The 24,747-nt window shown below is 71.8% G+C and carries 18 protein-coding genes; 6 read left to right on the forward strand and 12 right to left on the reverse strand.

The window, feature by feature from the left end; all coding sequences use genetic code 11:
• Window positions 1-379 precede the first annotated feature (379 nt).
• The gene (locus WME83_RS03085; RefSeq protein ID WP_437317769.1) at window positions 380-2,014 is read left to right on the forward strand and encodes a serine/threonine protein kinase; all 1,635 of its coding nucleotides are present in this window, start codon (window positions 380-382) and stop codon (window positions 2,012-2,014) included.
• Between the two features lie 197 nt (window positions 2,015-2,211).
• On the opposite strand, the gene WME83_RS03090 is transcribed toward WME83_RS03085, so the two are convergent.
• The 4 genes from WME83_RS03090 to treS form a co-directional block, all read right to left on the reverse strand.
• Window positions 2,212-2,847 (reverse strand): superoxide dismutase family protein, encoded by a 636-nt coding sequence (locus tag WME83_RS03090; RefSeq protein ID WP_437317770.1) that lies wholly within the window; start codon window positions 2,845-2,847, stop codon window positions 2,212-2,214.
• Window positions 2,848-3,061: 214 nt separating this feature from the next.
• On the reverse strand, window positions 3,062-3,601 hold the full coding sequence (locus tag WME83_RS03095; protein WP_437317771.1) for a hypothetical protein: 540 nt from the start codon (window positions 3,599-3,601) through the stop codon (window positions 3,062-3,064).
• Between the two features lie 112 nt (window positions 3,602-3,713).
• Window positions 3,714-4,592 (reverse strand): hypothetical protein, encoded by an 879-nt coding sequence (locus tag WME83_RS03100; protein WP_437317772.1) that lies wholly within the window; start codon window positions 4,590-4,592, stop codon window positions 3,714-3,716.
• A gap of 470 nt (window positions 4,593-5,062) precedes the next feature.
• The gene (gene treS, locus WME83_RS03105) at window positions 5,063-8,458 is read right to left on the reverse strand and encodes a maltose alpha-D-glucosyltransferase (RefSeq protein ID WP_437317773.1); all 3,396 of its coding nucleotides are present in this window, start codon (window positions 8,456-8,458) and stop codon (window positions 5,063-5,065) included.
• Window positions 8,459-8,888: 430 nt separating this feature from the next.
• Between treS and WME83_RS03110 the strand changes: the two genes are divergently transcribed.
• Entirely contained in the window at window positions 8,889-9,488 is a 600-nt protein-coding gene (locus tag WME83_RS03110) for a hypothetical protein (protein WP_437317774.1), read from the forward strand.
• A 104-nt stretch (window positions 9,489-9,592) separates the two neighbouring features.
• Window positions 9,593-11,194 (forward strand): serine/threonine-protein kinase, encoded by a 1,602-nt coding sequence (locus WME83_RS03115; RefSeq protein ID WP_437317775.1) that lies wholly within the window; start codon window positions 9,593-9,595, stop codon window positions 11,192-11,194.
• Window positions 11,195-11,228: 34 nt separating this feature from the next.
• Here WME83_RS03115 and gspC read toward each other — a convergent pair whose 3' ends face one another.
• The 3 genes from gspC to WME83_RS03130 form a co-directional block, all read right to left on the reverse strand.
• Window positions 11,229-12,182, reverse strand: coding sequence for a type II secretion system protein GspC (gene gspC / locus WME83_RS03120; protein WP_437317776.1), 954 nt, complete (start codon window positions 12,180-12,182; stop codon window positions 11,229-11,231).
• A gap of 270 nt (window positions 12,183-12,452) precedes the next feature.
• On the reverse strand, window positions 12,453-14,240 hold the full coding sequence (locus WME83_RS03125; protein ID WP_437317777.1) for a cytochrome b N-terminal domain-containing protein: 1,788 nt from the start codon (window positions 14,238-14,240) through the stop codon (window positions 12,453-12,455).
• On the reverse strand, window positions 14,237-14,794 hold the full coding sequence (locus WME83_RS03130; protein WP_437317778.1) for a ubiquinol-cytochrome c reductase iron-sulfur subunit: 558 nt from the start codon (window positions 14,792-14,794) through the stop codon (window positions 14,237-14,239). The genes WME83_RS03125 and WME83_RS03130 overlap by 4 nt, the downstream gene beginning before the upstream one ends.
• Before the next feature lie 314 nt (window positions 14,795-15,108).
• On the opposite strand from WME83_RS03130, the gene WME83_RS03135 reads away from it, so the two are divergent.
• Window positions 15,109-17,415: an autotransporter assembly complex protein TamA gene (locus WME83_RS03135; RefSeq protein ID WP_437321957.1), complete on the forward strand. Its 2,307-nt coding sequence runs from the start codon at window positions 15,109-15,111 to the stop codon at window positions 17,413-17,415.
• A gap of 80 nt (window positions 17,416-17,495) precedes the next feature.
• Here WME83_RS03135 and WME83_RS03140 read toward each other — a convergent pair whose 3' ends face one another.
• The 5 genes from WME83_RS03140 to WME83_RS03160 all read right to left on the reverse strand — a co-directional run bounded on the left by WME83_RS03140 (window position 17,496) and on the right by WME83_RS03160 (window position 22,874).
• Complete coding sequence (locus tag WME83_RS03140; RefSeq protein WP_437317779.1) at window positions 17,496-17,849, reverse strand: hypothetical protein; 354 nt, start codon at window positions 17,847-17,849, stop codon at window positions 17,496-17,498.
• Between the two features lie 181 nt (window positions 17,850-18,030).
• Window positions 18,031-20,394: a (Fe-S)-binding protein gene (locus WME83_RS03145; protein WP_437317780.1), complete on the reverse strand. Its 2,364-nt coding sequence runs from the start codon at window positions 20,392-20,394 to the stop codon at window positions 18,031-18,033.
• A 198-nt stretch (window positions 20,395-20,592) separates the two neighbouring features.
• Window positions 20,593-21,291 carry a hypothetical protein gene (locus WME83_RS03150; protein WP_437317781.1) on the reverse strand — a complete coding sequence of 233 codons (699 nt, stop codon included), beginning with the start codon at window positions 21,289-21,291 and terminating at the stop codon, window positions 20,593-20,595.
• 13 nt (window positions 21,292-21,304) lie between these two features.
• A complete protein-coding gene (locus tag WME83_RS03155) occupies window positions 21,305-22,141 on the reverse strand; it encodes a TrmH family RNA methyltransferase (protein WP_437317782.1) in 837 nt (278 codons plus the stop codon).
• A 205-nt stretch (window positions 22,142-22,346) separates the two neighbouring features.
• Window positions 22,347-22,874, reverse strand: a complete 528-nt coding sequence (locus WME83_RS03160) for an ureidoglycolate lyase (RefSeq protein ID WP_437317783.1) — start codon at window positions 22,872-22,874, stop codon at window positions 22,347-22,349.
• A gap of 205 nt (window positions 22,875-23,079) precedes the next feature.
• On the opposite strand from WME83_RS03160, the gene WME83_RS03165 reads away from it, so the two are divergent.
• Together WME83_RS03165 and WME83_RS03170 are read left to right on the forward strand one after the other, a co-directional pair.
• Complete coding sequence (locus WME83_RS03165; RefSeq protein WP_129572892.1) at window positions 23,080-23,706, forward strand: LemA family protein; 627 nt, start codon at window positions 23,080-23,082, stop codon at window positions 23,704-23,706.
• Between the two features lie 15 nt (window positions 23,707-23,721).
• The gene (locus WME83_RS03170) at window positions 23,722-24,519 is read left to right on the forward strand and encodes a TPM domain-containing protein (protein ID WP_437317784.1); all 798 of its coding nucleotides are present in this window, start codon (window positions 23,722-23,724) and stop codon (window positions 24,517-24,519) included.
• Window positions 24,520-24,747 lie beyond the last annotated feature (228 nt).

The raw sequence follows: 24,747 nt of genomic DNA on the forward strand, positions 1-24,747 counted from the left end.
GCGCTCCGCCGGCCGAAGCCGATCGAGCCGAGGCTCGACCGGGCCCCTTGCGTTCCGGGTCGTGAAGCTGCTGTTGTACAAGGAAGCCGTTGCCGAGCGGCGGGCGAGATGACATCACCGCACTGTGTGCACGGCTACACATGAGCCGCTCACATTCTATCCACTTCGTTAGGACCCTGACATTTCCTGCCTCGACCGGGTTTGCCCGCGGGCGCGATGGAGCGCTGCGCCAGAATGCCACGGTGTGGCGGCGAACGATGGAGCGGCGCGCCACGCGTCCGGGAGGTGCTCCGGGAGGTGCGCGGAGTGTTTCCAAACATAAAAGTCTTTGCAAACTCGGGGTCAACGGGGTAATTAAGCTCTTATAGCGGGGGATGTCGTGAATGCAGGCGGCCAAACCATCTCGACGAACAAGCAAGCGAGCAATAGCTTGCTTGGTCGATACCGCCTGGTTGCAAAATTAGGCCGTGGGGGAATGGCGGATGTGTTCCTCGCCGTTTCCCGCGGGCCCGGATCGTTCAACAAGCTCGTTGTCGTGAAGTGTCTCCGCGTCGGGATGGCGGAGGACCCGCGCTACGTCCTGATGTTCCTGGACGAGGCCAAGCTCTCGGCGCGGCTCAACCACCCGAACGTCGTCCAGACCTACGAGATCGGGGGCGAGAGCGGCGGGTACTTCATCGTGATGGAGTACCTCGAGGGGCAGCCGCTCAAGGACATCGTGAGGGCGGTGGTCAGCAGCTGTCCCGGCGCCGCGAACTTCACGCGCGCGGTGTGGGTCAGGATCATCGCCGAGGCGCTGCGCGGGCTGCACTACGCGCATGAGCTCACGGATTTCGACGGCCGACTGCTCGGCGTCGTGCACCGCGACGTCTCGCCGCACAACATCTTCATCACGTACGACGGCGCGGTAAAGATCGTCGATTTCGGCGTTGCGAAGGCGTCCCTGAACGCTGCGCACACCGAGAGTGGGACGTTCAAGGGCAAGATGGCGTACGCCGCGCCCGAGCAGGCGATGGCGAGCGGCGACGTCGACCGGCGGGCCGACATCTTCGCGATCGGCATCGTGCTCTGGGAGCTCCTGGCGATGCGGCGGCTCTTCGATGGCGATCATGTCGCCGTGATGCACCAGCTGCTCACGCGGGACATCCCGCGGCTCTCCGCCGTCGTTCCGGACATCGATCCGGCGCTCGACGAGATCGTGGCCCGGGCGCTCCAGCGGGATCCGGCGCAGCGGTTCGCCACCGCGCAGGAGATGGGCGACGCGCTGGAGAGCTACCTGCGGGGCTCGGGCGAGGACGTCCGCACCGAGCAGCTCGGCGCGCACGTGCTCCAGATGTTCGCGGAGAGCAGGGCGCTCGTGCGCCAGCAGGTCACCGCGCAGTTCGAGTACCTGACCTCCCTGGACGTCGCGGGCGACATCCAGCGCGCCTCGATGGTCGGCGAGTTCCCGCGCGCGTCGATGGTCATGGGGATGAACCGCTCCATGTGGCCCTCCGCGACCGCGGCGTCGCTGCCCGTGCTCACCGATCACAGCAGCCCCGCGAACCACCAGTACGAGCCTGCAGCCGTCGACCCCGACAGCCTGGGCGCGACGGTGGGGCGCGTCTCGTCGTGGCGGCAGCGCGGGTATCTCGCCTCCGCGCTCGGCGTGGTGGCGCTGCTGGCCGTGGGGGCCGTCGCGATGCTCCGTGGGGGACCGGCGGAGCCGGTGGAGCCTGTCGTGTCGACGCGGCCTCCTCCCGAGTCCACGGTCGAGCAGGTGGTCGAGCCCAACGTGGCGAAGGCCAAGGTCACGATCCGGAGCGAGCCCGCGGACGCGAACGTGAGCTGGAACGGCAGCATGCTCGGCACGACGCCGCTCAGCATCGAGCTCCCTCGGGGGATGCAGGTCGTCGTGGTGTCCAGGTCCGGCTGGTTCGACGAGTCGATCTTCCTGCAGCTCTCCGCGTCCGACGTCGTCGAGCGCACCGTGACCCTCCGCCGTCAGGAGGTCACGGGGATGCCTCCGAAGTAGAGACTCCGAGCCTCGGCTCGTCGGGCGTCCTTGGCGTCGTGGCGGTCATCGTATCCGGGCGGCGCGCCCGAGTCGCACGCTGGCGCGCCTGACGGACGCCGCGAGCGGCCCGGGCCCGGAGAGCGCGCCTGCCGGGAAGCGGCGCGCCCTCGGCGGGCCCGGACAGAAGAGCTCCACAGAAGAGCTCCGCGGAGGGGTTACTCCTGCTCGATGAGGCCGCAGCCGATGCGGCCGCCGGCGTTCGGATCTGCCGCGGCGTGGACGACGATCGAGTACTTCGTCACGTCGGTGGCCGCGTCGCCGCCGACGGTCCAGACGTCGGTCCCGCGCTTGACCGTGTGCGTGCCCTCGCCAGCGTCATCGCACGTGAAGCTGCCGAGTCCTTCGCCGTTCGGAATCCAGTGGGCGCCCGCAGCGTCGCCGTTCTCCTCGCAGCTCTTGTTCTCGTGGATGTGAGCGGAGTGCTCGCCGGCAGGGCAGCCGGACACCGTGATGGTGAGCGTCACCTCCTCGCCGGACTGCGTGAACGTCGCGGTCCCGCTCAGGCCGCTCGAGTTGAGCTCCAGGAGCTCCGCCTCGGCCTGCAGGGACTCGCCGCCGCTCCCGCCGTCGCCGCCGCTCCCGCCGTCGCCGCCGCCGTTCCCGCCGTCGCCGCCGTTCCCGCCGTCACCGCCGCCGTTCCCGCCGTCGCCGCCCGAGCCGGTCGTGGCCGACGTGCTCGTGCCGCTCGACGTGCTGCTGGACCCAGCGGGCGATTCTCCGTCGTCTCCGCACGCGGCCAAGAGGGCGCTGGCACCAACGGCAAGCAACGAGAGCTTCAACCAACGTGACATAAGTCTCCTTTCCTCGGCGCGACCCGAGCGGCACACCATTGCCCCCGGATACGGCCAAGCCATCGAGGGCACGAGTATGTCCCAACACGGCGAGCGTCCAAGCAGCTACGCCACAAAAGTCATGCAATGACCGCCTTTTCGGCGAAGAAATTGCGCTGATGATAGAAAAATGTGGCCCTGCTCGCCGACTCCAGCGCTCCGGCCGCGTGATGGTCTATTCGGCCCGGAGCGCTCGAGGGGAGGACGCTGCAGTGGCAGCGCGGCGATCGTATTCTCGACCGAGCCAGTCGAGAAAATCCTGATTCCACGTAGGGCCGTCTGGCCAGCCTTGAAGGATGAGCGCGGCGAGCTCGAGATCCCAGCGGCCGTAGAGGTCCACGAGCGCGTCCTGGGCCCTGCGGCCGGCCAGCGCTTCAGGGTCGCCGCGACCCTCGCCCCCGTGCGCGAAGGCGTCGTCGCAGACATAGTAATTGCACGTCGCGGCGCGCCGCTCGGGCGGGATGGTGCACCCCTCGGGGCCGTGGAAAGCGCACCGCTTCGGCAGCGCGTGGCCGTCGCTGCCCTGGGGCTCGACGCGCAGGATGAGCAGGCCGCGGCGGCCGGGGCGCAGGTTGCCCGCGGTCATCTGATCGAGCAGCCAGCCTGCGCCGCCGAGCGACACGATCCGCCCGATGTCCGACCACTCGACCCCCGGCGGGCTGGCGCAGCAGCCGGTCGGCCCCTGCGGGCAGGCGCCGCACAGCGTCGAATGCAACCGCGTATGCGCGCCTGCGAGCTCCAGCCGGATCATCGCCACACCAGCGCTCGAGGATAACGGCGGCGCCCGCGTCGTCCAGCGCGCCGGCGGGCTCAGCGGAGGGGCTGGCTCACCACACGCCGCGGAGCGCGATGCCGCTGGGCGACGCGGTGACCTCGGCGCGCGGGCTCGGCGACGACTCGGTGAAGAGCGCAATCCCGAGGGTGCCGGCCGCCAGCACGCCGCCGGTGATGAAGCTGGCGGCGCCGAGCTCGCGCGCCGTGAACATGGTGTCCTCGTACCTGGCGGCCCGCTTGCATTCCGGCGCGATGAGGCGAAGGCAGTTGTTGCCGCCGGCGCTGCGCGCGGTCTCGTTCCGGCTCATCTCCGCCTCGTGCGCCACGATCATCAACCCGCCGCCGAGCGCCAGGAAGAGCGTCGAGGCCGCGGCGCCCCCGAGGATGAGGCCGGTCCGCAGCCTGGAGGCGGGCGGCGCGCTCGCGAGCGCAGGGGCCCTCGTCGCCGTCGGCCGGAGCGATGGACCAGGCACGTCGAGCCGGACGTCGCGGAGCTCCCCGCGGCGGACATCGACGTCGACCCGGGCGGCGGCGCCGTTCAGCGTCGCCACCACGGCGTGGCGCCCCGGGGTGACGGGGATCGGCTTGTCGCGCTCGACCGTGACCTGCTCGCCGTCGATCGTGCAGGTCGCCCCGGCGGGGATGGCGATGCGGAGCTCGCCGACGAGCTGGCGCGCGCGCGCCAGGTCGAAGAGCCGCGACTCGTACAGCTCGCGCTCCTCCGGCGTGCGCGGCGGCCGCATGATCTCCTTGCAGAGCGACAGCCAGCGCACGGCCGCGGGGGCGTCGCCGATCCGGTAGGCGAGCGCCCCGATATTGCAGGCGGCGACCTGCGAGCGCTCCATCGTCCAGATCGCCTCCCAGATCTCCCGCGACTCGGCGAAACGCCCCTCCGCCTGGGCGGCGTTCGCCTGCGCGCGCAAGCGGGTCACCGCGTCGTTGGCGGAATTTCCGGGCTCGGCGCGCACATTGAATGAGAAAATCAGAAGCGTGGCGACAATGCGTAGTCCCAAACCGAGTTGCGAACTCCTGCTCACTGGTAGGACCTCCTGGCCCGAGGTTCAGGCCAACCGCGCTCCTGGTGCTGTCCGTCAGCCGCGCAGGCCGCCAGTCTAGCAGAGATAACTGCCGTCCGACTCGACTCTTCGCCTGCCGACCAAGCCAGTCGCACCACGCCAAAGCACCTTCTCCGCGGGAGAGCCGACGCGCGCGCCGCCGGACAGGCCCTCGCGGTCGCGGTGGGCGCGGCCCGCGCGGGCAACGAGCTGCAGCCCGCGAGCCCGCGAGCCCGCCGGGTCTCCGCGAGCGCCGCGCATCGGGCGCGCGCTCGGCTGGGCGGCGCCCGATGCGGTCTGACCGGCTGGAGGGGAAGGGGAGGGGAGGGAGGCGCGCCGGGAGGTGATTACGCCCTGGGCGTAATGAGACGCTCCAGCCCGCGCAGCGGGATGTCCAGCCAGTCGGGCCGGTTGTTGAGCTCGTAGCCGAGCTCGTAGATGCACTTCTCGAGCTGGTAGAAGTCGAGCAGGAGCGCCGTGTCCGCGTCGCTCGCGGGCACGTACGGCGCCGTCTCGTCCGCCCGCGGCTCGGCGTCCGCCTGAGCGCGCGCGATCGTCTCCAGGTATCCCGCGAGGTAGCTCGCGGAGATCCACGCCACCCAGGCGTCGGTCCACGGCTTGAGGACGGTGACGTCCTCGGGCCGGAGGCGAGCGTCGCGGAGCGCGGAGGCGCCGGCGTAGTCGAACGAGCGCAGCATCCCGCCCACGTCGCGGAGCGGGCCGCGCTTGTAGCGGCGCTCGCTCAGCGGCCGCGCCGGCTCCCCCTCGAAATCGATCAAGATGAAGTCGTCGCCCGTCGAGAGCACCTGGCCGAGGTGGAAGTCGCCGTGCGTCCGGATGCGGGTCACGTCGAACTTCCTCGACACGATCTGCTGGAGCTTGGCGTTGATCTCGGCCTCGCGCTGCAGCATCGCCGACACCAGCTCGCGCACGTTCTCGGGGAGCGCGCGCTCGCGCTTCCGGAGCAGCGTGAAGGTGCGCGAGAGCATGCCGTGCGCCGACTGGAAGATCGACTGCTGGTGCAGCGTCGTGAACGCCTGCTGCCCGAACGCCGGGTCCTTGCTCTCCTTGCCGAGCGTGAGGTGGAGCTGCGCGGTGCGCTCGCCGAGCAGCCGCATCCTCACGAGCTCGGTGCCCATGAGCTGGTTCACGACCGGAGGCGGCGCCGCGCGCGACGCGTCGACGAGCGTGCCGGCCGGCATCGGCGGCACGCTCCCCTTCACCGAGCCCTCGTCGGCGAGCACCCGCTCGAAGAAGCGGTTCAGCGACTCGAGCGTGCTCGTCCACGCGTCGCTCTGGCTCTGCACGTACTCCTGGAGCATCGCCACCGTGGTCGGCTCGCGGCCGCGGCCCTTGTACTCGATCGCCCCGGCGAGCCGCGGCGTCGCGGGGAACTGGTGGTCGGTCAGGAACCTGCCGATCTCGAGCTCCGGGTTGATGCCCTCCTCGACCTGCCGGAAGATCTTGAGGAGCAGCTTGTCGCCGTAAATGATGGTGGTGTTGCTCTGCTCGCTCTCGGCGACGCGCGCCGGGAGCTCTCCCTCCGCGCCGAGCGCCTCGAGCGTCGTCCCGAACGGCAGCGCCTGGAGCTCGCCGGCGGCGCCGGTCGCGACGCCCTGCGCGCGGATCGCGGCGAGGATGAGCGCGGCGAACTCCGGGGTCGTGAGCGCGTCGTACAGGACGCCCTCCGGCGCCGCCGCGGCCTCCGGCTCCGGATCGCGCACCGTGACGTCGGCGATCACCGCGTGGCGCGTCCGCGTGGCGAGCGTCCGCGCGTAGTCGCCCGTGGCGAAGCCGATCGGCACGACGTACGTCTCCGGCGAGCCGTCCGTGTACTCGACGCGCACGAGCAGGAGGTAGTGCTCCGCCACCGCCTGCTCGCTGCGCAGGATCGGGATGACGTCCGCGAGCGTCGTCGCGCGCCGGGTGCGCGCCTTGCCGCGGAACCAGCGCCGCGCCGCGATGAACTTCCCGAGCGCCGGCTCGAGCGCCCTGCGCCCCTCGGGCGAGAGCAGCGCCCGCCACGAGCCGCTCGTCGAGATCGCGGGCACCGCCTGGGCCTCGCCCACGGACGTCGCCGGCGTCGCCGGCTCCAGCGCGAACCAGAAGAAGTCGTGCGGCCCGAGCGACAGCGGGTAGGAGCGGCTCGTGATCTCCGGGAAGCGGCTCCTGCCGAACAGCTCGACGGGCACCATGCCCTCGAAGCGCGCGAGGTCGAGCTCGACGTGCTGCGCGTACCGCGACAGGTTCGCCACGATGAGCAGCCGCTCGTCCCCGTACGCGCGGATGAACGCGAGCACCTTGCTGTTGTCCGGGTGCAGGAACTCGATCGTGCCGCGGCCAAGCACCTTGTTCTGCTTGCGCAAGGTGATGAGCCGCTTCATCCACCAGAGGAGCGAGGCGGGGTTCTGCTGCTGCGCCTCGACGTTGATCGCCTCGTAGTGGTACTCGGGGTCGATGATGATCGGCAGGTAGAGCTTCTGCGGGTTCGCCCGCGAGAAGCCGGCGTTCCGGTCGGCGCTCCACTGCATCGGCGTGCGCACGCCGTCGCGGTCGCCGAGATAGATGTTGTCGCCCATCCCGATCTCGTCGCCGTAGTAGAGGACGGGCGTCCCCGGCAGCGAGAAGAGCAGCGCGTTCATCAGCTCGATCCGGCGCCGCGTCTTCATGAGCGGGGCGAGCCGCCGCCGGATGCCCAGGTTGATCCGCGCGGTGTGCTCCTGCGCGTAGACGCGGTACATGTAGTCCCGGTCCTCGTCGGTCACCATCTCGAGCGTGAGCTCGTCGTGGTTCCGGAGGAACGTCGCCCACTGGCAGGTCTCGTGGACCACGGGCGTCTGCTTCAGGATGTTGACGATCGGGAAGCTGTCCTCGAGCTCCACCGCCATGAACATCCTGGGCATGAGCGGGAAGTGGAAGTTCATGTGGCACTCGTCGCCGTTCCCGAAGTACGCCGCGGCGTCGGCGGGCCACTGGTTGGCCTCGGCGAGGAGCATGCGATCGGAGAAGTTCGCGTCGATGTGCCGCCGGAGCTTCCGCAAGAACTCGTGCGTCTCCGGCAGGTTCTCGCAGTTCGTGCCGTCGCGCTCGTAGAGGTACGGCACGGCGTCGAGCCGCAGCCCGTCGACGCCCATCTCGAGCCAGAAGTCGACCACCTTGAACACGGCGGCGTGCACCTCCGGGTTCTCGAAGTTGAGGTCGGGCTGGTGGGAGTAGAAGCGGTGCCAGTAATAGGCGTTGGCCACCGGATCCCACGTCCAGTTCGACGTCTCGAAATCCTTGAAGATGATCCGGGCGTCCTTGTAGCGGTGGGGCGTGTCGCTCCAGACGTAGAAGTCGCGCCAGCGCGAGCCCTTGGGCGAGGTCCGCGCCCGCTGGAACCACTCATGCTCGTTCGAGGTGTGGTTCAGGACGAGCTCGGTGATGACGCGGATGTCGCGGCGGTGCGCCTCGCGCAGCAGGCGGGCGAACTCGCGCCGCGTCCCGTAAGACGGGTTGATGTTCGTGTAGTCCGCGATGTCGTATCCGCCGTCGCGCAGCGGCGATGGGTAAAACGGCAGGAGCCAGATCGCAGTGACGCCGAGATCCTGGAGGTAGTCGAGCTTGTCGACGAGCCCCTCGAAGTCGCCGATGCCGTCGGCGTTCGAGTCGCTGAACGCGCGGACATGGAGCTCGTAAATGATCGCGTCCTTGTACCAGAGGGCGCTGCCTTCGGCGGGAGGGGGCTTTTGATCCTGGCTCATGGCTGCTCCGACGAATGCGCGTTATCCGCGCGACGACGCCGGGCGCTCAGGACACAGCGGGACGGCCCCCCGCGGCGTGAGCACGCCGCCTGGGCCGGAGGAGGCCAGGAGGCAAGGCACGCTGCGGAGGTCCACCACTGGGCGCGCACTGCCGTCCCACGCAGGTGACGCGAATCACGTGTATAGTTTAACTACTTGGAATTGCAAGACCGCGCAGGCCAACCTCGGATAGCACGCCGCGCGCTGGGCGCAAAGCGGCGCGGCGGCGGCGGGCGCCGTCCGTTGTCGTTCGTCGCCTTCCGTTGCCGCCGCGCTGTCGAGGCCGCTGCGTCGCGCGCTCGGCCAACACGTCGAACCGCAGCCGGTGTAAGAAGCGCCGGCACCTCGTTCAGTGATCGGGCGAGCTCATGCCCATCGAAGGAGCATTCTCATGATGCGTGTCTTCCACGTACTCCCGCTCTCCCTGGCCGCGCTCGGAGCGCTCGCCTGCTCGTCGACGCCTGAGCCGACGATCGACCCGAGCAACCCGTGCCCGCCCGGCCAGTGGTGCGCGTCGGCCGTGCCGACGACGGCGACGACGGTGCCCACGACGACGGCCACGCCCGCGCCCGCGGGCACGGCCGCCACGCCGATCCCGCCGGTCGCCGCGGTGGCCGCGACGCCCGTCCTGCAGGGGATGGGCACGACGGAGGCGCCGGGCATGAAGGCGGACGGCGGGCCGTTCGCGGGGCAGTTCCAGGAGGGCCAGACGCTCGAGCAGGACATCTCCATCTCGGCCGGCAAGTGCTACACGGTCGTCGGCATCGGCATCGGCGTCCAGGAGCTCGACATCCAGCTCGTGTCGCAGCCGGCGCCCGGGCTGCCGCCCGTCGTCCTCGCGCAGGACAGCACGACCGGCGCCGCGGCGACGCTCGGCGGCAAGGCCTCCGGCTGCTGGAAGAACCCGCTGCCGGTCGGCGGCCCGGGCAAGGTGATCCTCAAGGCGACGAAGGGCACCGGGCTCGCGGCCGCGCAGGTCTTCTCCAAGTAGCGCCGCCGGAGCGCGCGGCGGGGGCGCCGCGCTCCTCTTCTATTCCCCCCGCCTGCGTGCTCCCCTAGAGGCTGGCGGGCGCGGCCGTGCGCCGCGCGCGACGCATGAGCGAGACCGTCTTCCTCGGCCCCGACGCCAGCAATCCCTGCGCGAGGACGCGCTGGGAGTGGCTGTCGCCGCGGCTCCCCCCGGACCTCGAGGAGGAGGCGGTGCGGCGCATCGCGTGGCTGGCGCTCTTCACGATCGTCGTGGGCGCCGCCGGCTTCATCGTGTCGGAGCTCTTCCCGGGCGTCGCGCTCGGCCCCCGCCCGATCCGCTTCGCGGTCTTCCTGCCGTTCGTGCTCGTCTCGGCCGCGCTCTTCGTCGTCGCGCGGCGGCGGCTGCTCTCGCCGCCGCGGATCGTCGACCTCTCGTTCGCCTACAAGGTCCTCGGCGCCGCCTCCATCGCCGTCATGACCAACGCGCAGCCGTGGCCCGAGGGGCCGATGCTGCCGGGCTGGCCGCCGGTGGCCGTCTGGGTGCTGGTGTTCCCCATCATCATCCCCGCCCCGAGCGTTCGCACCCTGCTCACCTCGACGGTGGCGATCCTCACCGACCCGGCGTGCCTCTGGGTGCTCGTCCGGTCGGGCTTCATGGAGATGCCACCGCGCGAGGCGATGTTCCGCCGCTTCTTCCCGAGCGTCATCGCGCTCGCGCTCTCCGTGTTCGTGTCGCGCGTGGTCTTCGGCCTCGGGCGCAAGCTCGACGCGGCGCGGGAGCTCGGCAGCTACCGCCTCGTCGAGCGGCTCGGCGGCGGCGGCATGGGCGAGGTGTGGCGGGCGAGGCACCGCATGCTCGCGCGCCCCGCGGCCGTGAAGCTGATCCGCCCGGAGGCGTTCCAGGGCGAAGCGGCGAGCGGCGGCAACGCGAAGGCGCGGTTCGAGCGCGAGGCGCAGGCGACCGCGGCGCTGAGGTCGCCGCACACGATCGGCATCTTCGACTTCGGCGTCGCCCGCGACGGGTCGTTCTACTACGTGATGGAGCTGCTCGACGGCATGGACCTCGACACGCTCGTCAAGCTGGACGGCCCGCAGCCGCCCGCGCGGGTGGTCCACCTGCTGCGGCAGGCCTGCCACTCGCTGCACGAGGCGCACAGGGCCTTCCTGGTGCACCGCGACATCAAGCCCGCCAACCTCTTCCTGTGCCGCTACGGCGCGGATCTCGACTTCTTGAAGGTGCTCGATTTCGGGCTCGTCGCCGTGCGCAAGAAGGACGCGGCCCCCTCCACGCTGACGGCGGACAACGCGATCACCGGGACGCCCGCGTTCATGGCCCCGGAGGTGGTGGTCGGCGACCGCCCCGTCGACGGCCGGACGGACATCTACGCGCTCGGGTGCGTCGCCTACTGGCTGCTCACGGGCGCGCTCGTGTTCGAGGCCGAGACCGCGATGAAGATGGTGCTGCTCCACGCCACCGAGGCGCCCGTCGCGCCGTCGAAGCGCGCGGGGCGCCCGATCCCGCCGGCGCTCGACCGGCTCGTGCTCGACTGCCTCGAGAAGGACCCGGCGAAGCGGCCGCAGTCCGCGCGCGAGCTGTCCGAGCGGCTCGCCGCGCTTCGCCTGGACGCCGAGTGGACCGAGCAGCACGCGGCGGCGTGGTGGGAGTCGGTCGCGCCGCCGTCGCTGACGGGCCGGGCGGCCAAGGCGACGCTCGACGCCCTCGGCTGAGCCCCGCGGGGCTCCGCCCGAGGCGCCGACGCCGTCAGCGGATGTTGAAGTCGACGGTCATCAGCTGGCCGCCGCGCTCGATCGCCACGGACAGGTGGTTCGCGGTCCGGAGCCGCGCGTAGGCCTCCAGCGCCTTCTGCGGATCGGTGACGTCGAAGCCGTTGATCGACCTCAGCGAGTCGCCGCTCTCCAGCCCGAGCGACTCGAGCAGCGAGCCCCGCTTGATCCTGAGCTTCAGCCCGACGACCCGTCCCCCTTGCCGCTCCGGGATCACCCGGGCGGAGCGCATGAGGAGCGCCTGCTGCTCGAGGATCTGGTCGACCGCCGACCGGTCGACGTTGAACTCCGTGGCGCTCACCCGCCGGATGCGGGCGGCGATCTCCGGCGGGATCGAGCTCATGCCGCCCTCGGCGCCGACCGGCCTCGCCTCGGGCCGCGGCGGCGGCGGCTCCGGCGCCGCCGCGCGCGCGCTCTTCCCGAGCTGCAGCTGACAGCGCGCGCCGCCCGCGGCGATCCAGACGCGGTCCCAGGCGATGCGCGCGAGCGTGCCCCCCGGCGCGTCGCCGCCGAGCCGCCGGAGCTGCGTCCGCCCGTCGGGGCCCTCGATGGCCGCGAACGACCACGCGTCGTCCTGCGAGGCCGCGATGAGCACCACGCGCCCGGCGTCGCAGATCGGATCGCGCCACGGATCGCCGCCCGCCGCGGCCGCGCGCGCCTCGGGGGCGCCGCCCGGCGCCGGCAGGAGCGGCCCCGTCGCCGAATCGAACGGGTTGCGCTGCAGGATCGCGTCGGCGTTCGTCGCGTGCAGGTCGTTCCGCTGCGCGCGGCGGGAGGCCTGCGCCAGGGGCGCGATCCCCGCGGCTCTGTCCGGGATGATCGTCCTCCCGAGAAGGTGCGAGAACCCCGCTGCCTGGAAGTAGGCGGCGGACGCGATCAGCGTGCCCGCGATCCACGGGAAGTGATGCTTCACGGCCGCATCCAGGTCCACGGATCCTGCTCTTTCTGGGCGCGCGCGCGCCGCCGCCGTCGAGGCGAGCGCCGCGCGCACGCCGGCGTGAGAGGCGACCGTGCACGATGTCGCCACCGGCCCCCGCCCTCGTGGACGCACAGCACCGCGCATGCCGGCGTGCGCGCCGGGGCGCGCGCGAGCGCCGGCATGCGCGCCGCGACCCGAACGGATCAGCGCGCGCCGGCGTTCATCGAGAGGAGGAGCGAGCGGAGGGAGGTCTGGGACGGCGGGGGCCCGAGCGCGGCGCGCTCAGGGCTTCTTCTCGGGCTCCTTGGCGCCGGCCGCGGCCTCGCCGCGGCCGCGGCGGTACACCCAGGCGGCGAGGATCTTCCGGTCGTTCGCGGAGATCTTCTCCTCGAACGCCGGCATGTGGCCCTCGAGATCCTTCGCCATGGCCGCCGGCGGGTAGGCCTTGCCGCTGCCGGGGTTCGCGATCTGCGCCTCGATCCACGCGACCGAGGCCCAGCCGCGGAGCTCGGGCGCGGCCGACTCCTCGTCGTCGGTCTTGCCGTCGAGCCGGTGGCAGCTCGTGCACCGCTGCCGGACCAGCTTCTCCCCCTGGGTCCCGGCGCTCGGCTCCCCGCGCGCCTGCGCCTCGAGGAACGCGGCGATCGTCTCCTGGTCGGCCGCGCTCATCGGCGTGAACACCTTCGCCGCCTCGGGATCCGCGGGCGGCTTGACCACCGACGGCATCATCTCCTTGAACGGCGTCTTGCCGAAGAGGTGGTCGGCGTCGGGATCCCTCAGCACCTCGAGCGCCCAGGCCTTCGTCCCGAACCCGGTGAGGTCCGGCGCCGTCTGCTTGTCCTTGGGCGGGCCGAGATCGTTCAGCCGGTGGCAGCTCGCGCACTCCTTCTTGTAGAGGTCCTCGCCGCGCGTCTCCGGATCGTTGCGCAGCATCGCGAGCGCGCCCTCGGGCGGGACGCCCTGCTTGAACAGCGCGATCGCGCGCGCGGTCCGCTGGGCGTTCTGCGCCTGCGAGCGCTGGTAGCCCTCGTCCTTCGCGTCGGACGCGAACGATTTCGCGAGGAGGCCGACGGCCCCGAGGCCGACCAGGAACAGCGGCGCGAGCGCCGGCAGGCGCGCGCGGAGCGGGCCGGGCTTCCTGTCGATGAACGGGAGCAGGGCGAGGTACAGCCCGAGCACGCCCGGCAGGCCGACGGTCGCGATGAGCTCCAGCGAGCCGGGGAAGAACTTGCGCAGCTCGAAGAGCGGGCGGAAGTACCACGCCGGGCGGGCGGTGTAGTCGCTGACCGGGTCCGCGGGCGCCTCGAGGGGCGCGCCGTGCTCGATGGCCGCGAGATCGAAGAGGACGACGAGCGCGACCGCGGCGGCGAGGAGGATCATGCCGAGCTGCTTCGGGAAGAACCGGTCCGCCTTCGAGAGGTTCGCGCCGTGGGGCGCGCCGAAGCCGTGCTTGCGGAACTGCGCGAAGCTGCCGGCGAGCAGCAGGGCCGTGGCCGCCGGCAGCACGAACACGTGCAGCGCGTAGAGCCTCGTCAGCGTCAGGTGGCCGAGCGAGCTGCCGCCGACCACGAGCTCTTGCGTGAGCGGCCCGACGACGGGGACCGCGCCCATGATGCCCGTCTCGACGCGCGTGCCCCAGTAGCCGTCCTGGTCCCACGGGAGCGGGTTGCCGGTGAAGGCGAAGCCGAGGATCATCAGCAGCAGGCCGAGCTTCAGGAGCCAGCCGACCTCGCGCGGCGCGCGGTACGCCCCGTGGATCGCGATCTGCGCCACGTGGACCGCGACCAGGATGACGAGCGCCTGCGCTCCGAAGTAGTGCAGGCCCCGGATGAGCCACCCGGCGCGCAGCGTGAAATTGATGTGCGCGACGCTCGCCCACGCCGTGGTCGCGCTCGGCGCGTACGCCGACATGAGCAGCGCGCCCGTGACGGCCTCGACGAGCAGCAGCAGCGCCAGCGCGCCGCCCCAGACGTAGCCGATGCGCGCGCCGCCGGGGATGGGCTCGTCGAGCAGGCGGCGGAGGGGCTCGCGGTAGCCGACGCGCTCGTTCAGCCAGTCGCCGAAGCTCATCCTGCGATCTCCTGGAGCTCGGCGGTCCCGTCACGGTAGCGCCGGAAGTCCACCTCGACCCAGCCGTCCACGACCCGCGTCGCGAGCGCATCCATCGGGCGCGGGGACGGCCCCGTCTCCGGCACGCCCGACAGGGCGAAGCGCGAGGCGTGGCACGGGCAGTTGAAGCTCTTCTTGTCGTCGTTGAGCTCGATGCCGCAGCCGAGGTGCGGGCACGTGGCGCTCATCGCGCGGATCTTCTCGCCCTCGCGGATGACCCAGATGGCGCCGAGCATCTGGTCCTTCGCGACCGTGAAGGCGTCGCGCTCCTCGCCGATCACCTTGAGGCGTCGGGGCTCACCCGGCGGGAGATCCGCGAGGCGCCCGACCCGCACCCAGCGCTCTCGCCCGCTTGACGTGCCGGCGTTGCCGGTGGGACTGGCGAGGAACGTCGCCGCCGGCACGGCGATCGCGCCGGCGTACGCGAGGCCGCCGATCGCCACGAGCGCCTTCAGGGCGCCGCGCCGCTCCTCGGGGGGCGGCGCTCCGAACGGCGCGCCGGCGCTCGCGGGCACCCCGTGGGCACCAGGCTCGTGCGGCAATCCATATCCCGGGTACCCACCGGCACCAGGTTCCTTTTGCGTCGGCTCTGCCATCTCGTAGGCTCTCCCTCGCTCGCGCCGCTCCGAGGGCCCGCTCAGACTCGGAGCGGGCCTCCGGCGGCCGAAGTGGACGGCAGCATATCGAAAACACGGGCCAAACGTTGAATCCTCGCCATCGCGCTCACCGGGGCGGCCGCATCGTCGCCGGCTCAACCGAAAGTTCTCTTTCAGGTGTCCAGGTCCCGCCGTCGCGATCCGTCGCCGCAGCGCTCACGGCGCTCGCAGCGCTGGGGGTCTCCGCCTGTGCCGCTTCGCGTCAACCGCCGGCGTGCACGCGCCCGGACCTCAGCGGGTGCGCCATCGAGGAGGTCTCGTTCGACGGCGACGAGGTGATCAGCGGCGACGAGCTCGCCGATCGGATCGCGACGGCGGAGAGCTCGCATCTGCTCGGCGGCGCGTTCGAGCCCGTGCCGATCCTGAGCATCTGGGACGCGCTCACGGTCGAGTACGAGCGGTTCGACCGGTTCGTCCTCGAGCGGGACATGGCGCGCATCGAGCGGTATTACCGGGCGCGCGGGTTCTACCACGCGCGGGCGCGCGCGGCGCGGGTGCAGCGGACCGGCGGCCCCGGCAAGGAGGGGCGCGTGCGGGTGCGCATCGTCGTCTCCGAGGGGCAGCCGGTGAAGATCGCCTCGGTGGACCTCCAGTGGCGGGACTGGACCCTGGAGAAGGGCAAGGACATCGCCCGGCCGGTGACCGACGCGAAGGCCCGGCTCCGGGTCGGCGAGCGCCTGGACGAGGAGCAGTACGAGGAGCTGAAGAAGGCGCTGCTCCGGGTGCTCACGGATCGCGGCTTCGCCTACGCGACGGTCGAGGGGCACGTCGACGTCGACCTCGTGAAGAACGAGGCGCGGGTCCGCTACACGATCGAGCTCGGCCCCGAGTGCACGTTCGGCAAGGTGAAGCTGGAGGGGCTCGGCGAGCTGCCCGAGGGGCCGGTCAGGACGGCGATCGGCATCGAGGAGGGCGAGCGCTTCTCGACCGCGGCGCTCGCGGAGGCGGAGCAGGCGCTGGCCGATTTCGGCGTGTTCGGCGCCGTCGCCGTGAAGCCCGAGCTCGCGCCGCCCGGGCAGCCGAGGAGCCCGGTCGTCCCCGTGACGTTCTCCGTGGAGCCGGCCGCGCTGCGCGCCGTGAAGCTCGGCGGCGGCGCCGAGGTCGGCTCGCGCGTCGAGGCGCACCTCGTCGCCGGGTGGGAGGATCGCAACTTCCTCGGCGGCCTGCGCCGCTTCAACATCGAGGCCCGGCCGGGGCTGGTCTTCTATCCGGTCGAGTTCTCGACCCTGCTCGGCGAGGATCTCGGGGACACCTTCCGCCTCCTGCCGGAGATCCAGCTGCGGTCCGAGCTCCGCCAGCCGGGGGCGTTCGAGCGGCGCACGGCCGCGGTGCTGCGCGGCTCGTTCAAGCTCTATTGCCCGCGGACCGGTGAGTTCTGCACCAAGCCCGATAAGGCAGAGAAACCGGAAGAGGGGGAGTCAGAAAATGCAGCAAACCCTCCTCAGGAGCCGCCGGAGCACGCGATCATCGGCTACCGCGAGTACGTCGGTTCCATCGGTCTGGAGCGGCCGTTCCTGAAATCGGACCTGAACGCGGCCCTCCTCTACAACGTTCAGCTCAACAGCCCGTTCTCCTACAACGACGTGCCGCTGCCGCAGGGGTTCCAGTCCATCTTCATCCCTTATCTGCAAGCGCTCGTGTCCTACGATCGCCGCCTGAACCGGGCGGGCAAGCCGGACCGGCTGACCCCTCACCATGGCTACTACGTCTCGCTGGACGCGCAGCTCGCCGGGTACTTGAAATTCGACACCGCGCTGGCGAACGCCATCGTCGGGCACGAGGTCCGCGCCGCGCGCGACCTCCGCCTCCAGCCCGAGTTTCGCGCCTACCTCCCCGTCTCGCGGAAATGGACCCTCGGCTTCCGCATGACCACCGGGTGGCTGTTCCCGAGCGGCTACGGCGACGCGTCGTCCGCGGATCTGACCCGGTGCGACACCCTCGCGGAGGACGATCCGGCCCGGGCGGGCTGCCGGGCGGACGTGGGGGCCGACGTCCAGCTCATGCAGTTCCGCGGGTTCTTCAGCGGCGGCGCGACGAGCAACCGCGGCTACGGGTTCAACGAGGTCGGTCCCCACGCCCGCGTGCCGAGCCTGACCGGCCAGCGGGATACCCAGGGCGATGAGGCCCCGCTGGTCCCCATCGGCGGCCGGCTGCTCTGGGAGGCGAGCCTGGAGCTCCGGATACCGCTCGGCGAGAGCTTCGGCACCGTGATCTTCGCCGACGCGGGCGACGTCACCCGGGAGCTCAGCCTGTTCCGCGCGGGGGCGCAGCGGCCGCACCTCTCGGCCGGCGTCGGGCTGCGCTACACCACGCCGGTCGGCCCGCTGCGCTTCGACGTCGGCTACCGCGTCCCGTGCATGCAGGTGTTCGGCAAGTGCACGCCCGGGGAGGAGGGCTGGCCCCCGGACGAGCGGACGCCGGACGCGCTGTTCGGCGTGCTGCCCATCGCCGTGAACCTGGCGATCGGCGAGGCGTTCTGAGAGATGCTGAGGTGGAGCGAGCCGCCGGGCGGCGGCGCGGCCCGCGCCCGTCGCCCCTCGACGCGGCCGCGGAGGCGGGCTCAGCCCTCTTCTTCCTCGACGTTCCAGGCGGACAGCGCGGTCATTCCGATGGCGACGGCGCAGCCGCCGCACAGGGCGGGCTCCTCGATCCGGAGCTCATCGCCGCGCGACCACACGTAGAGGCCGCGCCCGGCGGGCTCGCCCTCGATGGCCGCGTCGCACACATCGCAGCGGAGCTCGGTCGCCCCTGAGGCGGCCTGACGCGCGCGCAGCGCGCTGTCGGCGACCGCGTCGACCGAGATGCAGATCGGGTGAGTCAATGTCCCCCTCAGCCGGTGCTCCGCGTTCGCGGCTCCCTCCAGCGTAGGGCGGGGGTCCAGGTTCGCGGTCCCCTTCAGAGCGCCTTCAATCACATCCACCTCCGGCGGCACGGCCGAATCTAGCTCAGGCCGAGACGGGACGCACGAGAAGGCTGCGCCTGATCCTCGTCAGGCTTGCTCCAGGGCGCAAATGTAGGCGAATGCGCGGGATCGTACGCCGTGGACCTCACGGCGCGGCGGTCCCGCGTGCGTTCGCAACGGAAATATGGGGGAGCTAGGCGGTGGCGGCCGTCTCGGAGCCGGCGGCCTCCTGGGCGGCGCGGCTGCCGGCCGTGCGGTCGAGGGCGCAGCTCTCTTCGAGCAGCTCGACAACGTCGAGCTGGCGGATCGAGTCCTCCTTGGACTGATCCTTGAGCCCGTCGGTGATCATCGTCTGGCAGAACGGGCAGGCGGTCGCGATCGTCTTCGCCTCGGTCTGGAGCAGCTGCAGCGTCCGCTTGACGTTCACGCGGTCCTTGTTCTGCTCCTCCATCCACATCTGCGCGCCGCCGGCGCCGCAGCAGAGCCCCTTCTGCCGGTTCCACCCCTCGGCCTCGACGAGCTGCACGCCGGGGATGCGCTTCAGGATGTCGCGCGGCTGCTCGTACACGTCGTTGTAGCGGCCGAGGTAGCAGGAGTCGTGGAAGACCACCTTCCCCTCGACCGGCTTCTTGGGGACGAGCTTCTTCTCGGCGACCAGGCCGAGCAGGAAGTCCGTGTGGTGCACGACCTCGAACTTCGCGCCGAAGTCCGGGTACTCGTTGGCGAGCGTGTTGAAGCAGTGGGGGCAGGTCGTGACGATCTTCCGGATGCCGCCCTGCTCCTTGTAGCCGTTCAGGGTCGCGGCGTTCTGCTCGGCCAGCATCGCGAAGAGGTACTCGTTGCCCGCGCGCCGCGCCGGATCGCCGGTGCAGGTCTCCTCCTGGCCGAGGATCGCGAAGTCGACGCCGGCCGCCTTCAGGAGCCGCGCCGTCGCGCGCGCGATCTTCTTCGCGCGGTCGTCGTAGCTCGCCGCGCAGCCGACCCAGTAGAGCACCGGCGCCTGCGGCTTGTCGGCCATCGTCGGGATCTCGAGCCCCTCGGCCCAGTTTGCGCGATCGAGGCGCGCGAGGTTCCACGGGTTGCCGTTGACCTCGATCGCGTTGAACGGATTGCCGAGCTCGGCCGGGAACTCGCCCTTCACCATGACCAGGTGGCGGCGCATCGAGACGATCTTGTCGACGTAGCTGATCATCACCGGGCACTGCTCCTCGCAGGCCCGGCACGTGGTGCAGGCCCAGAGCACGTCCGGGTGGACGACGTTCGCCACGAGGTCGACGGGCTTGTACCCCGCCTCCGGGGTCGGGACCGGGTTCTCCGGCGCCGCCTGCTCCGCGTGGCCGGCGCCCTCCGCCTCCGCGCCCTGGCCGTCCTGCGCCGCCGCGCCGTCGCCGGCGTGGCCGTTCGCCTGCGCCGCGTGGCCGTTGCCCTCGCCCCGCGGGCCGCCGGGCCGGTTGAGGAACTCGACGTCGCGGCCGTACAGGTGGTCGCGCAGGTCGAGCGTGAGCTGCTTGGGGCTCAGGATCTTGCCCGTCTTGTGGGCCGGACAGTTGTCGCTGCAGCGGCCGCACTCGGTGCACGTGTAGAAGTCGAGGATCGCCTTCCAGGTGAAGTCCTCGATGCGCCCGACGCCGACCGGCTCGGCCTTCTCGGGCTCCTCGGCGGCCTTCATGACCATCTCGCCGATCGCCTCGGCGCTGCCCGCGACGAGCGGCAGCCGGCCGCGCGGGTCGAGGTTGCGCGCGAAGACGTTCGGGATCGACGTGATGATGTGGAAGTGCTTCGAGTACGGGAGCAGGTTCAGGAACACGAGCACCAGCGTGACGTGCGTCCAGAACCCGATGTGCGCGAGGACGACGAGGGTCCCGGGGCTCGCGCCGCTCAGGAGCACGGCGAACAGCGAGCCCGCCGGCGCGGGGAACAGGTGCCAGCGGAGCGCCGCCGGGTCCGCGGGGACGCCCGCGAACGGGGCGGTCACGGTGGCGACGCGCTCGCAGAGCGCCGCGTCGCCGGAGGCGCACGCCGCGGTCGACCAGCGGTGGTGCAGCACCAGCGAGGCGCCGTCATAGAGCATGTCGCTCAGCATCATCGTGACGATGATGCCGAGGATGAGCAGCCCCTCGCCGGACAGGGTCATGCGCCGCTCGCGCTTGATCGCCCGGTAGTAGATGAACACGAGCGCGCCGGCGACGACCAGCGAGGCCATGACGTCCTTCACGAACTCGTAGATGCCGCCGAGCGGCACCGCGCCGATGCCCGGCAGCCGCACCGGGTCGTGCCCCAGGATCCACAGGTCGAACGCCGGGTCGAAGCCGCGCCCCCACAGGATCAGCGTGCGGAGCAGGAGAACCAGGAATCCGAAGAAAATGAGCTTATGCGCGAGCCCGGCGAGCGGGTAGTAACCCATCTTTCGCTGGCGGAAGGCGTACTCCCAGGTGCCTTTGAGGCGCTCGGCGAGCCGGTCGAGCCGGTTTTCCCCGCGCCCGACCTTGAGGAGCTGCCAACGCCGGTTGGCGCTCCACGCAAAGGCGGCGAAGAGGCCGACGAGCAATGTGAGCATCCAAATGGGATTCATTCGCGGGACGTCTCCGGGTGTAAAATGGCCACATCTTTTAAGGTGGGGGGATGGCGGACGTCAACCGCGCGGCGGCGGCGAAGCGCGCGGATCGCTGTCGCTGGATCCCGTTCCTGTTAGGGCGGAGTTGCTGGTGCGCGCGCTCGCGGATCGCGCTCGGGCCGGAGGTGGGCCCGCCGGGGCTCAGAGCGTGAACTCGACGCTCTTCTCCTCGCTCGCGGGCGAGGGAGACAGGTCGAGCGCCATGCTGTACGAGCGCTGGCCGACCCGCGCGCTCAGGCGGACGCGGATGGGCGCCGTCGCGTCGTTCAGCTTGTCGAGCCGCACGACGACGCGGTAGCGGCCTCGGGCCGGCTCGCCCTCGGTGAGGAAGACGTTCTCCACGTTCTGCTCCTGGCATTCGCCGCTCACGCGCGGGCAGTCGCGGTCCTTCATGAGGCCGCTCGCCGTCGGCTCCCCGACGCGGGCGAGCTCTCCCGCCGGATCGTAGACGTTGAGATCGACGTCGGCCTCGGCCTCTTCCCAGGCGATCGTGAACTGGAGGATCCCGGTGTGGAGCCCGCACCCCTCGTCGATCACGCCGTTGCAGTTGTTGTCGCGGGCGTCGAAGCAGAGCTCGACCCCCGTCGGCGTGCACGCGATCTCGAGCCCGACACCCTCGGGGACCTTGAGGTCCTTCGGCTCGAGGGGCGGCTTGGGCGGAGGCGGCGGCACCTCGATGCAGCCGGCGAGGAGCACGGCCGCGAGCGCCGCGCCGAGGGCGCGCCTCGCCCCTGCGAGCGCCCCGCGCACGCCGGCGAGGCGCGCGCGGGGGCCGGGGGTCGCTTTCGGGACGGCGCCGCGGGGTCGGCGCTCGCGCCGCGGGGGACCGGGGCTTTGCATGGGGGGCTGCATGCTAGCCGCCTTCCGGCTCCTGCGGGGCGCCGGCGCCGCGCTCGTCCCGCGCGGGGGCCGCGGCCGGCCGCCGCGGCTTGGGGCCGCGCGGCTTCGGCGGAGGGGGCGGCGTTCCTCCGAGCGGCGGCGGCAGGTGCATGCCCCGCGCGGCCAGGATCTCCGCCGCGTGAGGGACGGTGAGCACCAGCGCGCGGGCGTAGAGGCTCGTCTGGTAGGGCTCGGGCAGATCGCCGGGCCGGCCGCTGGTCGCCTGCTCGAGCAGGATCGCCGCGGTGACGCTCACGTTGAGGCTCTCCGCGAAGCCCCGCATCGGGACGCGCACGGCGCGGGCGCAGGCGGCGGCCAGGTCGGGGCGGATCCCGTCGCGCTCGTTGCCGAGCACCAGCGCGAGGCGGGGGATGCCCGCGAGATCGCGCGGGGTCAGCTCGCCGTCCGGGCGGGTCGCGACGAGCTCGTGCCCCGAGGCGCGGAGCGCCGCGACCGCGGCCTCGGTGGTCGCGTGCGTGCGCACGTCGACCCAGCGCTCGGAGCCGCGCGAGACGGTGTTCGACACGAGGAACTGCTCGGCGCGCTCGATGATGTGCAGCCGCTGGAGGCCGAACGCGTCGCACGACCGGAGCACGGCGGCCCCGTTGTGCGGGTCGTGCGGCGCGTCCATGGCGACGGTGACCGCGTCGAGCCGCGCCGCGATGACGCCGCGCAGCCGGGCCTTGCGCTCGTCGGTGACGAACTCCTCGAGGATGCGGGCGACGGCGACGACGTCGAGGGAATCGAGCGCGGCGAGCAGCCTTCGCTGCTCCTGCGCGACGAACGAGCAATTGGGGGTCGAGCGGCGCATGGGATGGGTCGGGGGCGCCTCTATAGCGCGGCGCGCCCCCGGAGGCTGCGGCGCATCGCGGCCCGGAGGGACCGCCTCCGCCGCGGCCCCGCCTCGGCCGGCGCAGGCCGCCGCGCCTCGCCGGGCCGGCGCGGGCGGCGGGCCGGCACGGGCGGCGGGCCGGCACGGGCGGCGGGCCGGCACGGGCGGCGGGACAGAGCGGCGGTCAGGGCTCGATCGCGATCACGACCCGCTCGCCCTCGGCGTACTCGACGACGGCGCAGTCGCCGGGGGAGCCGTCTTCCCAGACCAGACAGACGAAGTCGGCCTCGGCGTCGAGCGCGATCATGGGGTGGTGCCACACGCCGGGGCGATAGGTGATGCCCTGGGCGCCGTGGGCGATGAAGGCGGCGAGCGTCGTGAGGTCGGGCCGGTCGCCGCCCAGGGCGACGACGACGAGGTAGCGCCGCGCGTTCATCGGCACGAACGCCTGCGTGGAGCCGGGGTGCTTCTCGAGCAGCGCGAGCGGCAGCGGAAAGCTCGAGCGCGGAGCGCAGCGGAAGACCGAGACGTTCAGCGCCGCGTGCCCGGGGCGGAGGTTCTCGATCGCGGCGAGGTGATCGAAGCGGCGGGCGGTCCCCTGGTTGGCCGGCCTGCCGGGCTGGCCGTGCGGCGAGGCCATGAGGATGTCGCCGTACGGCGCATAGGCTGCAGGGCTGAGCGAATGGGCTGCGATGCGCGGGCGGTGGCTCATCGGAACGGGCGGCTGTGGCGGTGCGCCACGCGTGTGGCCCTCCTGCGGCGAGCGCCCGGGCCGCGGGCGCGATCGCGCAGGCGAAGGGTACCACGTCGCCGGGGCGGCCGGCGGGACACCCCGCGACCGCCACGAGGCCGACGTTTTGCATGACACGGCGCGACGCCTTACCCGTCGGGTAACGCGAGCGACCCTGGAGTCAGTCATGCGGATTGTTCACAAATCGACATTTCGGAAGCGCCTCGCGGTGTTCTCCGTGTTCTTGGCGGTGCTCGCCCTCATGACGTCTGTCGTCGGCTGCCAGCGCTACGACGTGCTCGTCGAGAAGGATCAGATCGCGGCCCAGAAGTGGTCGGATCTCGAGGCGAACCTCCAGCGGCGTTACGACCTCGTCCCGAACCTCGTGGCGGTGGTGAAGGCGTCGGCCAAGCACGAGGAGCAGACGCTCGCGAGCGTCGCCGAGGCGCGCGCCCGCGCCACCAGCGTCCAGCTGAAGGCCGAGGACCTGACCGATCCCGAGAAGGTGCAGGCCTTCCAGAAGGCGCAGGAGCAGCTCAGCGGCTCGCTCTCGCGGCTCCTCGTGGTGCAGGAGCAGTACCCCGATCTCAAGGCCAACCAGAGCTTCCACAGCCTCCAGGTCCAGCTGGAGGGCATCGAGAACCGCATCCTGCGAGCGCGCGAGGAGTACAACCAGGCGGCGCGCGAGTACAACGCGGAGCTCCTGAAGATCCGGGGCCAGGTGGTGAACAAGGCGACGGGGCAGCCGTTCAAGCCGCGCGTGTACTTCACCGCTTCCCCCGAGGTCCAGTCGGCGCCCAAGGTCGCGTTCTGAGAGGAGGGGGTGGCGATGCGCCAGGCAGTCTCGGGCGGAGCGCGGCTGCGGGCCGTGGCCAGGGCGGTCGCCGCCGCGATCGCGCTCGTCTGCGCGCTCGTCGCCCGGCCCGCCCTCGCCGAGTTCACGCCGCCGAAGCTCACGGGGCACGTCGTCGACACCGCCGGGCGGCTCGGCCCGTCCGATATCCTCTACCTCGACCAGAAGCTCGATCGCCTCCGCCGCCAGACCGGCTTCGAGATCGTCGCCTTCGTGGCGGGATCGCTCGAGGGCGAGACGATCGAGGACGTCGCGTACGAGGCCTTCAACACGTGGCAGCTCGGCCAGCGGGGGGCCGACAACGGCGTCCTCCTGGTGATCGCCCCGTCCGAGCGGCGCGTCCGCATCGAGACGGGCAAGGGCGTGGGCGGGGCGCTCACGGACCTCCAGTCGAACGACATCATCCGGCAGACGATCAACCCGCTGCTCCGGCAGGATCGGTTCCGCGACGCCATCGATCAGGGGACGACCGAGATCGCCCGGGCGCTGATCGCCGGGACGCCCGAGGAGGAGCGGCGCCCGGCGCCCGGGCCGGCGCCCACCCCGGTCTCGCCGATCAAGATCGGCGTCACGCTCGTCGCGATCGTGGCGGCGCTGCTGCTCGCGCTGATCTCGCCCTCCTTCCGCTGGTTCCTGTGGATCGTCCTGCAAGCGCTCCTCTTCCGCGGCGGCGGCGGCTTCCGCGGCGGCGGCGGTCGCGGCGGCGGTGGATCCGGGTTCGGCGGCGGCGGCGGCGGTCGCTCCGGCGGCGGCGGATCCAGCGACAGCTACTGAGCCGCTGCGGCGCGCCAGCGTCATGCTGCGGCGCGCCAGCTCGCCTGCGTTGCGCCAGCGCTCCGTCGGAACACGGATCGGGTCGCCCGTCCGTCGCGACGTCGCCTGCGGCGCTGTGCTGCGCCGGCCGTGACCCGGCGGGCAGGCGCGACCTCGTCGCCGCCCCGCGCGGACGAGGGCTCGAGCGCGCGCCATCTCGGGGCGGCGCCGCGACCGGGCGAGGCTACG

The sequence above is a fragment of the Sorangium sp. So ce385 genome (genome assembly GCF_051474135.1).
Taxonomy (GTDB): Bacteria; Myxococcota_A; Polyangia; order Polyangiales; family Polyangiaceae; genus Sorangium; species Sorangium cellulosum_D.